The 11,823-nt window shown below is 61.8% G+C and carries 14 protein-coding genes; 9 read left to right on the top strand and 5 right to left on the bottom strand.

Annotated elements, in window-relative coordinates:
• Positions 1 to 77: 77 nt before the first annotated feature.
• On the bottom strand, positions 78 to 347 hold the full coding sequence (locus CO656_RS30275; protein WP_176536471.1) for a hypothetical protein: 270 nt from the start codon (positions 345 to 347) through the stop codon (positions 78 to 80).
• Here CO656_RS30275 and CO656_RS19745 point away from each other — a divergent pair.
• The gene (locus tag CO656_RS19745) at positions 310 to 1,497 is read left to right on the top strand and encodes a cystathionine beta-lyase (protein WP_097526834.1); all 1,188 of its coding nucleotides are present in this window, start codon (positions 310 to 312) and stop codon (positions 1,495 to 1,497) included. The genes CO656_RS30275 and CO656_RS19745 overlap by 38 nt on opposite strands.
• 51 nt (positions 1,498 to 1,548) lie before the next feature.
• Here CO656_RS19745 and CO656_RS19740 read toward each other — a convergent pair whose 3' ends face one another.
• Complete coding sequence (locus CO656_RS19740; protein WP_097526833.1) at positions 1,549 to 2,730, bottom strand: FAD-dependent monooxygenase; 1,182 nt, start codon at positions 2,728 to 2,730, stop codon at positions 1,549 to 1,551.
• 28 nt (positions 2,731 to 2,758) lie between these two features.
• On the bottom strand, positions 2,759 to 3,004 hold the full coding sequence (locus tag CO656_RS19735; protein ID WP_037423054.1) for a zinc-finger domain-containing protein: 246 nt from the start codon (positions 3,002 to 3,004) through the stop codon (positions 2,759 to 2,761).
• 170 nt (positions 3,005 to 3,174) lie between these two features.
• Between CO656_RS19735 and CO656_RS19730 the strand changes: the two genes are divergently transcribed.
• From CO656_RS19730 to CO656_RS19695, 8 genes are all read left to right on the top strand, one after another.
• The gene (locus CO656_RS19730) at positions 3,175 to 3,960 is read left to right on the top strand and encodes an alpha/beta hydrolase (protein ID WP_037423052.1); all 786 of its coding nucleotides are present in this window, start codon (positions 3,175 to 3,177) and stop codon (positions 3,958 to 3,960) included.
• A 110-nt stretch (positions 3,961 to 4,070) separates the two neighbouring features.
• The gene (gene cysE, locus CO656_RS19725) at positions 4,071 to 4,898 is read left to right on the top strand and encodes a serine O-acetyltransferase (RefSeq protein ID WP_037423049.1); all 828 of its coding nucleotides are present in this window, start codon (positions 4,071 to 4,073) and stop codon (positions 4,896 to 4,898) included.
• A gap of 177 nt (positions 4,899 to 5,075) precedes the next feature.
• Entirely contained in the window at positions 5,076 to 5,279 is a 204-nt protein-coding gene (locus CO656_RS19720) for a DUF3126 family protein (RefSeq protein ID WP_014764223.1), read from the top strand.
• Between the two features lie 230 nt (positions 5,280 to 5,509).
• Positions 5,510 to 5,866 (top strand): phasin family protein, encoded by a 357-nt coding sequence (locus CO656_RS19715; protein ID WP_037423046.1) that lies wholly within the window; start codon positions 5,510 to 5,512, stop codon positions 5,864 to 5,866.
• A gap of 279 nt (positions 5,867 to 6,145) precedes the next feature.
• A complete protein-coding gene (gene clpS / locus CO656_RS19710) occupies positions 6,146 to 6,499 on the top strand; it encodes an ATP-dependent Clp protease adapter ClpS (protein WP_037423043.1) in 354 nt (117 codons plus the stop codon).
• 9 nt (positions 6,500 to 6,508) lie between these two features.
• Positions 6,509 to 8,998 (top strand): ATP-dependent Clp protease ATP-binding subunit ClpA, encoded by a 2,490-nt coding sequence (gene clpA, locus CO656_RS19705; protein WP_095677937.1) that lies wholly within the window; start codon positions 6,509 to 6,511, stop codon positions 8,996 to 8,998.
• 84 nt (positions 8,999 to 9,082) lie between these two features.
• Positions 9,083 to 9,820, top strand: a complete 738-nt coding sequence (locus CO656_RS19700) for an AzlC family ABC transporter permease (RefSeq protein ID WP_037423030.1) — start codon at positions 9,083 to 9,085, stop codon at positions 9,818 to 9,820.
• On the top strand, positions 9,817 to 10,161 hold the full coding sequence (locus CO656_RS19695; RefSeq protein WP_037423028.1) for an AzlD domain-containing protein: 345 nt from the start codon (positions 9,817 to 9,819) through the stop codon (positions 10,159 to 10,161). Before CO656_RS19700 ends, CO656_RS19695 begins: the two co-directional genes overlap by 4 nt.
• Positions 10,162 to 10,170: 9 nt before the next feature.
• On the opposite strand, the gene CO656_RS19690 is transcribed toward CO656_RS19695, so the two are convergent.
• Positions 10,171 to 10,590 carry an HIT family protein gene (locus CO656_RS19690; RefSeq protein WP_037423026.1) on the bottom strand — a complete coding sequence of 140 codons (420 nt, stop codon included), beginning with the start codon at positions 10,588 to 10,590 and terminating at the stop codon, positions 10,171 to 10,173.
• Between the two features lie 44 nt (positions 10,591 to 10,634).
• The gene (locus CO656_RS19685) at positions 10,635 to 11,822 is read right to left on the bottom strand and encodes a GNAT family N-acetyltransferase (RefSeq protein WP_097526832.1); all 1,188 of its coding nucleotides are present in this window, start codon (positions 11,820 to 11,822) and stop codon (positions 10,635 to 10,637) included.
• Position 11,823 lies beyond the last annotated feature (1 nt).

Raw genomic sequence — 11,823 nt, 5'->3', positions numbered from 1 at the left:
CCCGTCTGCACTGGTGCGCTCTGTCGGCGCGTGCAGCCTCAGCCACCCTCCTGGCATGAGTGCAATCTATCTCATGCTCAAAATCCATGGGGGTCAAGAGATGTTGCCGATTTTCTGATTTTCGATGTGAAAAACTGAAAATTCGTCAGAATTTTAAGCAGATTTTGCGGGAAATCGTCCGCTTCTGGATAAAAAACCGTCAGATACGCGGGGACCGGGTCGACGCCGCCGTATCGAATTTTCCCTTGACCCTCACCCGTGCCGCGTTCGATGAGTCTCCATCCAGTTTTCAACGGCGGATTCGTTAAAATGGCAGACAAGATGAGCGCGCGTGGAGAGGTCGGCATCAACACCCGCCTCGCGCATGCAGGCAACAACCCCTCCGACTTCCACGGATTTGTGAATCCGCCGGTGGTCCACGCGTCCACCGTACTTTTCCCCAATGCGAAGACCATGGAAACGCGGGCGCAGAAATACACCTACGGCACGCGCGGCACGCCGACGACCGACGCGCTCTGCGAGGCGATCAATGAACTCGAAGGCGCCGCCGGAACGATTCTCGTACCCTCGGGGCTGGCCGCTGTCACGGTGCCCTTCCTCGCCTATCTTTCGTCGGGCGACCACGCTCTGATCGTCGATTCGGTCTATTTCCCGACCCGGCACTTCTGCGACACGATGCTGACCCGGCTCGGGATCACGGTCGAATATTACGATCCGATGATCGGTACTGACATCGAGGGCCTGATCCGGCCGAACACGCGGCTGGTGCACACGGAGGCGCCGGGCTCGAACACGTTCGAGATGCAGGATATCCGGGCGATTGCCGATGCCGCCCACCGCCACGGCTGCGTCGTCACCATGGACAACACCTGGGCAACGCCGATCTACTTCCGCCCCCTCGACCATGGCGTCGACGTTTCCATCCACGCGGCGACGAAATATCCCTCCGGGCACTCCGACGTGCTGCTCGGAACCGTTTCGGCCAATGCTGCCCATTGGCCGGCCCTGACCGAGGCGATGGTGACGCTCGGCGTCTGCGTCTCACCGGACGACAGCTATCAGATTCTGCGCGGCCTTCGCACCATGGGCATTCGCCTGGAGCGCCACCAGGAAAGCGCTCTGACGATTGCCACCTGGCTCGAGGGTCGGGACGAGGTGGAGAGGGTGCTGCATCCGGCGCTGCCGAGCTTTCCCGGGCACGAGCTCTGGAAGCGCGACTTTGGCGGGGCGAGCGGCATCTTCTCATTTGTCCTGAAGGCCGAACCCGAAACAAGCAAGGCGAAGGCGCATGCCTTCCTCGATGCGCTGTCGTTCTTCGGCCTCGGCTATTCCTGGGGCGGCTTCGAGAGCCTCGCATTGCATGCGAACCTTTCCGATCGCAAGATCGCGAAGGGCCCATCAGGAGGGCCCGTCATCCGGCTGCAGATCGGTCTGGAAGATGTTGCCGACCTGCGCCGCGACATCGAGGCAGGTCTCGCGGCGGCCAATGCCGCCTGATCGGGCCATCCGAGTGACCGGGGCAAGCGGCAGGGATTTGCTGCCTGCCGGTCAGGCCTTCTCGCGTTCCGAGGCGCCATATCCATAGAGCCAGTCGAGATCGGCTGCGAGCGCTTCCGGGCCCTTCAGCGCGAGGACCAGGTTTCGCGCGACCCTGACCGGCCCGCGGGCGTGATAGGCAAAGCGGTTGAAGGCGGCACGCTTGCGGACCCGGTCGATCCGTGCCCGGCGCGCCTGCTCGTAACGCGCGAAGGCGGCCGGAGCGTCGGGGCACTCGGCAAGACAAAGCGCCAGTTCACTGGCGTCCTCTATCGCCATCGCAGCACCCTGGGCCGCAAAGGGCGTCATCGCATGGGCGGCGTCGCCGATCAGCACGATGTCCCGCCTGTTGTGCCAGGCGCCTTCCTCGACGGTGCACAAGGGCCAATAGGTGGCCGAGCCGGAACCTTCGATCAACGATCGCAGATCGGGGTGCCATGCTTCGAAAGCGGCCGTGAATTCGCGTCGTCGCTCCGGTGATTCCTGACCCGTCCAGGCCCCCTCGGCCGGCGTGCCGCCGACGACCGCAACCAGATTGAAGCCGTCGATTTCGCGAAGCGGGTAGGCGACCAGATGAGCCTCCGGCCCAAGGAAGGCCGTGACGCGATCCGCCGAAAGGCAGCCCGTCTCTTCTGTGTTCGGCAGCAACAGCCGCCAAGCGACATTGCCGGAGAACCGGGCGGCGCCGGCGGCCGGAATAGCGGCTCTCGCCTCCGACCAGATGCCGTCGGCGCCGATGACGATTGATGGGCGGCGTCCCGTTGCCGCGGCAGCCGCCGCCACCGGATCGCCCTTGATGCGCTTGCCAAGATGCAGGCGGCAGGCCGGCTCCGACTGTACTGCGTCCAGGAGGATTTTCTGCAGGCTGGCGCGGTGCAGGACCCCGTAGGGTGCTGCCCAGCGAATGCGCGCTGCCGCACCGGCTGGCACGTCTGCTAGCGGACGCAGCGAGTGTCCGTCGACGAGCCCTATCGATTTCGGTTCGCCCCACACCGCCTCGAGCGCAGGGAGCAAGCCGAGTTTCACTAAGATGCGCGAGGCGTTCGGTGACAATTGCAGCCCGGCGCCCACCTCGTTCAGTGCGTCTGCCTGCTCGAAGATATCTGAAGTAAAGCCCTGCCGCGCAAGGCACAGCGCCATTGTCAGGCCGGCGATGCCAGCGCCGACGATTGCGACGGGACCAGCCTTTTGCATCGATGTCGCGCCGGTGGCTGCGGGCAGGTCAGGCCGCCTTGGTCTCGAAGAGACAGCCCGGCGGAATCGTCTCGGTCGCCTTCAGGCTCGCGTTGTAGCGATAGAGCGTCGAGCAATAGGAGCAGACCTTCTCGTTGTCGTCGCCCATGTCGATGAAGATATGGGGGTGATCGAAGGGAACGGATGCGCCGGTGCACATGAATTCCTTGACGCCGATCTCGATAACCCGGTGCCCGCCGTCATTCTGGAAATGGGGGATGCTGTGGCCGGCCATGTCGTACTCCGCTGAATGCAAGTCTGTATATTTTTGCCGGCACCATAGTGAGCTTTGGCGCAAATGTGTAGCAGCAATCACGACGCGCCTGTGGTTTTTGACGGGCGGGGGTTTTCGCCTCTTCGGTTACCGCCTAGTTTCGGCGAAAACAGATGATGTCTGGGAAAACCATGGATTTGAACCCACCGCCTTTCTCGCGCTTCACCCACGACGGCTTGGAAATTGCCTATTTCGACGAGGGCGACCCGTCGGGGGATCCTGTGCTGCTCATTCACGGGTTCGCCTCGAGCGCCAATGTCAACTGGGTATACCCAGGCTGGCTGAAGACGCTCGGCGACGCTGGCTACCGGGTTGTCGCACTCGACAACCGCGGTCACGGGGCGAGCAGCAAGCCTTATGACGCTTCCGTGTACCACCCGCACCAGATGGCCGGCGACGCGGCCGCGCTACTGGCCCATCTCGGCATCCCAGAGGCGCATATCATGGGCTATTCGATGGGCGCGCGCATCTCCGCATTCCTGGCGTTGCATCACCCGCATCGCGTCCGCTCGCTGGTGTTCGGCGGCTTGGGAATAGGCATGGTGACCGGAGTGGGAGACTGGGACCCGATCGCCGACGCGCTGCTTGCGCCATCGCTCGAAGATGTGACGCATACACGAGGCCGAATGTTCCGCGCCTTTGCCGACCAGACGAAGAGCGACCGCCAGGCGCTTGCCGCCTGCATATCGACCTCGCGCGATCTGCTTTCCGCCGAGGATGTCGGGCGCATCGACGTGCCCGTTCTGATCGGGGTCGGCACGAAGGACGACGTGGCGGGCTCCGCCCAGGAGCTTGCCGCCCTGATGCCGCATGCCATGGCCTTGGACATTCCGGGCCGCGACCATATGCTGGCCGTTGGCGACCGCGCCTTCAAGAAGGCGGTCCTGGAGTTTCTAGCCGAGGTCGGCCGCGCCTAGTCAAAGATGACCGCCGATCGAAACGGTGCGGGGCCATTTATGTTGGTCGGGAATTGCCCTATATATGTCGCAGCGCAAGCCGGCAGATTGACCCAGGAAGGAGCGCGACCATGGTCGCCAAGAGCGAACTTCGCCATACGGAACCGCTGAAGGCAGTCGACCCCATCTGGGATAGTCTGCGCGAAGAAGCGCGCCTCGCCGCCGAGCGGGATCCGATGCTTGCGGCCTTTCTCTATTCGACTGTGGTCAACCAGCATTCGCTGGAAGAGAGCGTGATCTACCGGATCTGCGAACGGCTTGATCACCCCGACCTGCAGGCAAACCTTCTTCACCAGACCTTTCTGGAGATGCTCGAGGACTGGCCTGAATGGAGCGCGATCCTGCGGGTCGACATCCAGGCGGTCTACGACCGCGATCCGGCCTGCACGCGGTTCCTCGAGCCCGTGCTCTATTTCAAGGGCTTCCATGCCATCCAGACGCACCGGCTGGCCCACTGGCTGTGGGACCGCGGGCGGAAGGATTTTGCGCTCTATCTCCAGAGCCGCTCCTCGAGTGTGTTCCAGACCGATATCAATCCGGCCGCACGCGTCGGGCGCGGCATCTTCCTCGACCACGCGACGGGGCTTGTCGTCGGCGAAACGGCGGTGATCGGCGACAATGTGTCGATCCTGCATGGCGTCACCCTTGGCGGCACCGGCAAGGAGGGCAGCGACCGTCACCCGAAGATCGGCGACGGCGTGCTGATCGGCGCCGGCGCGAAGATCCTCGGCAATATCCATATCGGCCATTGCTCGCGGGTGGCGGCCGGATCGGTCGTGCTGAAGGCGGTTCCGCCGAAGACGACGGTAGCGGGCGTTCCGGCCAGGGTCGTCGGCGAGGCCGGATGCTCCGAACCCTCGCGGCAGATGGACCAGATCCTGGCGAGCTTCGATATCTGACGCGGAGGAAGGGCCGCGTTCGTCGCCTTGTTCGCGGAAATGAAAAATCTGAGCGGCAATTCAACGCGTTACGGCTGTCGTTGATCATCTTCATGGGGCTCGGCGCCGTGATGGGTTTACACCTGGCAACGCCGCATGCGAGAAGCGCGGCAAATCAATCGGCTACGGAGAATAGATTTGAAGCCCGAAGAAATCCGCAAGCTTGAGGCCTATTTCAAGCGCACCTTGAATCCGGCTATGGTCGTCAAGGCCCGTCCCAGGAAGGACGAATCCGCCGAGGTTTATCTTGGCGACGAATTTCTCGGAGTCATATTCCGCGACGACGAAGACGGCGAACTCTCCTATAATTTCTCGATGGCGATCCTCGACGTCGATCTCTGAGCTGGATGTCGCATGGCCGGTCGACGGCCGCGTGTCTCAAAGTGTGCCGGCCTGAGCAATCGGGCCGGTTTTTTCTTATAAGTCTTACTTTTAGATAATTTATCCGCATGTCGCCGGATCTTCATCAAGTCGTTGCAAGAATTGTGTTTTACTGCAGCGCACACTGAACTTGACTTTTTGTGCAGCGCACCTAGACTGACGCTTGCCCACCGCCCACAAGGAGAAACTTGATGTTCAACTTCGACGATGCAAACAAGAAGAGCAAGGAAGCACTCGACGTGGCTGTAAAGAGCTACTCTGCGATGACTAAGGGCTTCCAGGCCATTGCAACCGAAGCAGCAGACTACTCGAAGAAGTCCTTCGAAGATGGCATTGCCCATCTTGAAAAGCTGTCGGGCGCCAAGAGCCTCGAGGCTGCCTTCGAACTGCAGACGAACTATCTGAAGTCGAGCTATGAATCTTTCGTCGCCGAAGCATCGAAGATCGGCGAGATGTATGCCGATCTCGCCAAGGACGCCTACAAGCCCTATGAGGCACCGGTCGCCAAGGCAACGGCATCCGTGAAGTCCGCAGCTGCCGCCGCCTGACGATTAGAATATCGCCATTGCCAAAAGGCCGGTCGCGGTTGCCGCGGCCGGCCTTGTCGTTCTTGGGGTATCGGGTTTCCGGGCTTGCTTCGGTAGCATGGCCAGAGATTCAACGTCGACTGTAGCGGCCGAAGAAAATTGATCAATCTTGTGCTTGGCCGTGCGAATATGATTGCAGTGCGTTGGTTCGGTCTTAAAATCCAAGAACGAACCATTAGATAAAGGCAAGCAGGCCGCAGCCACGTTGGTGGATTGCGGCCGTCAAGGGAATGAAACAGAATGATCGCCATGCCGGTCCGGATGCAGCAGGGAAGCGATGGAGACGGAGGCGGCCCCAGTCGTGGCACGTCCGTTATCACACGCACCAAGCCGAAGACCAAGAAGCCGAGTTTGTACCGCGTTCTGCTTTTGAATGACGATTACACGCCGATGGAGTTCGTCGTCCACATTCTGGAGCGTTTTTTTCAGAAGGACAGGGAACAAGCGACGATCATCATGCTTCATGTCCACAACCACGGCGTTGGAGAATGCGGCGTCTTTACCTACGAAGTCGCCGAAACCAAAGTGACGCAGGTGATGGATTTCGCCAGGCAGCATCAGCATCCCTTGCAATGCGTCATGGAAAAGAAATGAGGACCTAACGTGCCAACTTTTTCGCCCAGCCTCGAAAAGGCGCTGCATCAGGCACTGACTTTTGCCAACGAGCGCCATCATGAATATGCGACGCTCGAGCACCTGCTGCTGGCATTGATCGATGATGCCGATGCGGCGGCCGTGATGGGCGCGTGCAATGTAAATCTAGAAACACTTCGCAAGACCGTGACGGACTATGTCGACAACGAATTGTCCAATCTGATCACCGGCTACGATGAAGATTCCAAGCCCACCGCCGGCTTCCAGCGCGTCATCCAGCGGGCCGTCATTCATGTTCAATCCTCCGGCCGCGAAGAGGTGACGGGAGCCAATGTGCTCGTCGCGATCTTTGCCGAGCGCGAGAGCCATGCGGCCTATTTCCTGCAGGAGCAGGAGATGACCCGCTACGATGCGGTGAACTTCATCTCTCATGGCATCGGCAAGCGCCCCGGGAGCTCGGAATCGCGGCCGGTGCGCGGCGCCGAGGATCAGGATTCGGAACAGAAATCATCGCGCGAAAGCGAGGAGACCGGTCCGAAGAAGCAGCAGGATGCACTGACGGCCTACTGCGTCAACCTGAACGAAAAGGCCAAGTCCGGAAAGATCGATCCGCTGATCGGCCGGCACGCCGAGGTGAACCGAACCATCCAAGTGCTCTGCCGCAGGTCCAAGAACAACCCGCTCTATGTCGGCGATCCCGGCGTCGGCAAGACGGCGATCGCCGAGGGGCTTGCCAAGCGCATCGTCGAGAAGCAGGTGCCGGAGGCGCTTCAGGACGCGACGATCTTTGCGCTCGACATGGGAACGCTGCTCGCCGGCACGCGCTATCGCGGCGATTTCGAAGAGCGCCTGAAGCAGGTCGTCAAGGAGCTCGAGGAATATCACGGCGCGGTCCTGTTCATCGACGAGATCCATACGGTGATCGGCGCGGGCGCGACATCGGGCGGTGCGATGGACGCATCGAACCTTTTGAAGCCGGCGCTCTCTTCCGGCTCGATCCGCTGCATCGGCTCGACCACCTACAAGGAGTACCGCCAGTTCTTCGAAAAGGATCGGGCGCTCGTCCGCCGTTTCCAGAAGATCGATGTCAACGAGCCGACGGTTGCCGACGCGATCGAGATCATGCGCGGGCTGAAGCCCTATTTCGAGGAGTACCACCATCTCAAATATTCGAACGAGGCGATCAGGGCGGCGGTCGAGCTTTCGGCCCGCTACATCAATGACCGCAAGCTGCCCGACAAGGCGATCGACGTGATCGACGAATCGGGTGCGGCCCAAATGCTGCTGCCAGTCAGCAAACGCCGCAAGCTGATCACCGAAAGGGAAATCGAGGCGACAGTGGCCACTATGGCGCGCATCCCGCCGAAGTCGGTTTCGAAGGACGACGAAGCCGTTCTCGCCAATCTTGAAAAGGAACTTCGTTCCGTCGTCTACGGCCAGGATTTGGCGATCGAGGCGCTCGCCTCGTCGATCAAGCTCGCCCGTGCCGGCCTGCGCGAACCGAACAAGCCGATCGGCTGCTATGTGTTCTCCGGTCCGACCGGCGTCGGCAAGACGGAAGTGGCGAAACAGTTGGCGACGTCGCTCGGCGTCGAGCTGCTGCGCTTCGATATGTCGGAATACATGGAGCGGCACACGGTTTCGCGTCTGCTCGGCGCACCTCCCGGCTATGTCGGTTTCGACCAGGGCGGCCTGCTGACCGACGGCGTCGACCAGCATCCGCACTGCGTGCTGCTGCTCGACGAGATCGAAAAGGCCCATCCGGACCTCTTCAACATCCTGCTGCAGGTGATGGATCACGGCTCGCTGACGGACCATAACGGCAAGAAGATCGACTTCCGCAACGTCATCCTGATCATGACGACCAACGCGGGCGCCTCCGACATGGCGCGTCCGGCGATCGGCTTCGGCTCGTCGAAGCGAGAGGGCGAGGACATCGAGGCGCTGAACCGCCTGTTCACGCCGGAGTTCCGCAACCGCCTGGATGCGGTCATTCCGTTCAACTCTCTGCCGACGCCTGTCATTCACCAGGTCGTGCAGAAATTCGTCATGCAGCTCGAGACGCAGTTGGCCGAGCGCAACGTCACCTTCGACCTCGCGCCGGAGGCGATAGCCTGGCTCGCGGACAAGGGCTACGACGAAAAGATGGGCGCGCGGCCGCTGGCACGCGTCATTCAGGAAAACATCAAGAAGCCGCTCGCCGACGAAATCCTCTTCGGCAAGCTCAAGAAGGGCGGCGTCGTCAAGGTGACGATCGGCATGAAGGAAGACGGCACCAAGGGGCTGATCCTCGATGCCGTGCCGGAGACGGCACCGATCAAGCCGAAGGCGGAAGTGTCGCGGCCCGGTAAGAACGCCAAGCCGAAGAAGTCGGAAGAGAAGGAAACCGTCGCCGCCGAGGCAGCTCCGAAGTCGAAGCCGAAGAAGGCCGCCAAAGCCGCTTCGGATGCGGCTCCGCTGAAGGGGAGAACGGTTCCCAAGGTTCCGCGTAAGAAATAGCGCCATCGCCATTTTCGCCTGACGGTGCCGGGTGGTTCACCCGGCACCGTCTTGTTGAGGGGCGATCTCATTCCGCGTGATTCAATGGATGATATCGAAGACGAACGGTCGGCGCTGGCCTGGTTTCTGACCGGGGCTCGGGGGATTTTCAGTCTACCGGCGATCATACTTATGCTCTCCTTCGTCGGCTTCTGCTCCCTGACCGCTCAGGCAGGCATCCCGCCGGAGCAGGTCGTCTTCATGACCGGCATCGTCTGGGCTCTGCCGGCGAAGGTCATTCTCGTCAGCTCGATCATGAGCGGCGCGAGCCTCGCGACGGCGTTCCTGGCGGTCACACTCTCGTCGGTCCGCCTGATGCCGATGGTTGCGGCGCTAGTCCCCGAACTACGTGGCTCCAGAACGCCGACTTGGCTGCTTCTCATTCTGTCGCACTTTATCGCCATTACCGCGTGGGTCTTTGCGATGGAGCGTGTGCCAAAGGTTCCGCGCGAGCATCGCGTCGCCTTCTTCGCCGGCTTCGGGATGACGCTCGTCGCGGCAAACATGGTGCTGGTTGGCGTCGTCTATCACCTTGTCGCCGAGTTTCCGCCGGTGGTGGCAGGCTGCCTTTTCTTTCTGACGCCGGTCTATTTCCTTGCCTCGATCTGGCATTCGGCCCGCCACCCGGTTATCTACGTGGCGCTTGCGGTGGGTCTCGTTGCAGGTCCGCTGTTCTACTGGATCGCACCGGAGTTCGACGTTCTGTTGGCGGGCGTCGGCGGCGGCACGCTCGCCTGGGGCGCGGAGCGTCTCTGGCGTTCCAGGAGGGAGGCGCGCCCGTGACCTGGACGGACGGATGGTGGGCTTATGCCTTCATAGCGATAGCCGGGTGGCTGGCGACCGACCTGTGGCGCTGGCTGGGCGTGCTTGCAGGCAAGCGACTTCGCGATGATTCGGAGGCTTTGAACTGGGTGAGGGCGGTCGCGACCGCCCTGGTTGCCGCAGTGATCGCCAAGCTTATCCTTTACCCGACTGGAGTGCTGGCGCAGTCGCCGCTTTGGCTGCGGGTCGGCGCCGTCTTGGTCGGCACCGTCGCCTTCTTTGTTGCCAGGCAAAAGCCGGCAGTTGGCATCGCGACCGCGATTCTGACGCTCGCCGGCGGCTTATGGTGGCTGGGTTTCTGACAGGGGGGCCTACAGCGCCCGGCGAATCTTCTCCGCATTCGCCGCCAGCACGTCGCCATCCTCCATCTTACCGGAATGCGGCTTCAGCGGAGTGCCCTCGCGGCGCGGGATAACGTGGAAATGCAGGTGGAAGACGGACTGGCCGGCCGGCGCCTCGTTGAACTGCATGATCGTCACGCCGTCGGCGCCGAAAGCTTCCTTGACGGCGATCGCGACCTTCTGGACCGTGGCGATCAGCGCCGGCAGGGTGGCAACGTCGGCGTCGAGGATGTTGCGCGACGGCGCCTTAGGCAGAACGAGCACGTGCCCCTCCGCCTGCGGCATGACATCCATGAACGCCACCGTCGCCTCGTCCTCATAGACCCGGTGTGAGGGAATTTCGCCGCGCAATATCTTGGCGAAGATGTTGTTGGTGTCATAGCCGCTCATGTCGTTTCCTCTTGCTGGTTCGCAGCGGCAAGTCCCGCTGCCTATCAATCCTGTTGGCGCCCACCCTTGCGGAAGGGCCCGTGCTCCGCAAGGAATTCGCCAGTCTCCTCCACATCGCGGCGCTCCTGCTCCAGGTAGTCGGCGACGGCTCTTGCCAGGCCCGGATGGGTGATGAAATGGGCTGAATGGGTCGTCACCGGCATGTAGCCGCGCGCCAGCTTGTGCTCGCCTTGCGCGCCCGCTTCGACACGCCGCAATCCCTTTTCAATCGCGAAGTCGATCGCCTGGTGGTAGCAGACCTCGAAATGCAGGAAGGGATGGTCCTCGATGCAGCCCCAATGCCGGCCGTAGAGCGCATCTCCGCCGATGAAATTGATCGCCCCGGCGATATACCGGCCGCCGCGCTTGGCCATGACCAGCAGAATGTCGTCGGCCATCCGCTCGCCGATCAGCGAATAGAAGGCGCGAGTGAGGTATGGCCGGCCCCACTTGCGCCCGCCGGTATCCATATAAAAGGCGAAGAACTGGTCCCATATCGCTTCGGTGAGGTCGCTGCCGGTCAGCCACTCGATGGTGATCCCGTTCTCGACTGCGGCGCGACGCTCCCGTTTCAGCGCCTTGCGTTTTCGCGACGCGAGCGTTGCAAGGAAATCGTTGTGCGAGCCGTAGCCTTCATTGATGAAGTGGAACTGCTGGTCGGTTCGGTGCAGAAATCCGGAGCGCTCGAAGATCGGCATCTCCTCGGGCAGCACGAAGGTGACGTGGGCGGAGGAGACGCCGTGTCGGCGCGAAAGCTCCTTGAGGCCGGCGGCAAGCGCTTCCCGCACCGGTTTTAGATCGCCGCCCGCGGCACTGAGCAGGCGCGGCCCGGTCACCGGCGTGAACGGTATGGAACATTGCAGCTTCGGATAATAGCGGCCGCCGGCGCGCTCGAAGGCGTTCGCCCATCCATGATCGAAGACATATTCTCCCTGGCTGTGGTTCTTCAGGTAGCAGACGAGCGCGCCGCGCAACGAGCCGTCCGCATCCTCGAGCAGCAGGTGCTGACCGAGCCAGCCCGTCTCCGTCGTCGCCGAACCGGACTCCTCGAGCGCCGAGAGATAGGCATGCGATAGGAAGGGGTTATAGGGCATGCCGGGAGAGGTCTTCGAAGCGCCGGTAAGCCTGTCCCAGCTCGCCGGTGGTATCGAAGTGAACGAATGCTCTATGCGGATGTTGATCGCGTCTGACATG

Source organism: Sinorhizobium sp. FG01 (genome assembly GCF_002531875.1).
Lineage (GTDB): Bacteria > Pseudomonadota > Alphaproteobacteria > Rhizobiales > Rhizobiaceae > Sinorhizobium > Sinorhizobium fredii_C.
This window is presented reverse-complemented; position numbering and strand designations above follow the sequence as displayed.

Coding starts and splice junctions, on each gene's coding strand:
- CO656_RS19735 (WP_037423054.1), bottom strand. CDS start 3,004: ATGGCCGGCCACAGCATCCCCCATTTCCAGAATGACGGCGGGCACCGG.
- CO656_RS19745 (WP_097526834.1), top strand. CDS start 310: ATGGCAGACAAGATGAGCGCGCGTGGAGAGGTCGGCATCAACACCCGC.
- clpS (WP_037423043.1), top strand. CDS start 6,146: ATGATCGCCATGCCGGTCCGGATGCAGCAGGGAAGCGATGGAGACGGA.
- CO656_RS30275 (WP_176536471.1), bottom strand. CDS start 347: ATGCCGACCTCTCCACGCGCGCTCATCTTGTCTGCCATTTTAACGAAT.
- CO656_RS19740 (WP_097526833.1), bottom strand. CDS start 2,730: ATGCAAAAGGCTGGTCCCGTCGCAATCGTCGGCGCTGGCATCGCCGGC.
- CO656_RS19685 (WP_097526832.1), bottom strand. CDS start 11,822: ATGTCAGACGCGATCAACATCCGCATAGAGCATTCGTTCACTTCGATA.
- CO656_RS19730 (WP_037423052.1), top strand. CDS start 3,175: ATGGATTTGAACCCACCGCCTTTCTCGCGCTTCACCCACGACGGCTTG.
- cysE (WP_037423049.1), top strand. CDS start 4,071: ATGGTCGCCAAGAGCGAACTTCGCCATACGGAACCGCTGAAGGCAGTC.
- CO656_RS19700 (WP_037423030.1), top strand. CDS start 9,083: ATGGATGATATCGAAGACGAACGGTCGGCGCTGGCCTGGTTTCTGACC.
- CO656_RS19715 (WP_037423046.1), top strand. CDS start 5,510: ATGTTCAACTTCGACGATGCAAACAAGAAGAGCAAGGAAGCACTCGAC.
- CO656_RS19690 (WP_037423026.1), bottom strand. CDS start 10,590: ATGAGCGGCTATGACACCAACAACATCTTCGCCAAGATATTGCGCGGC.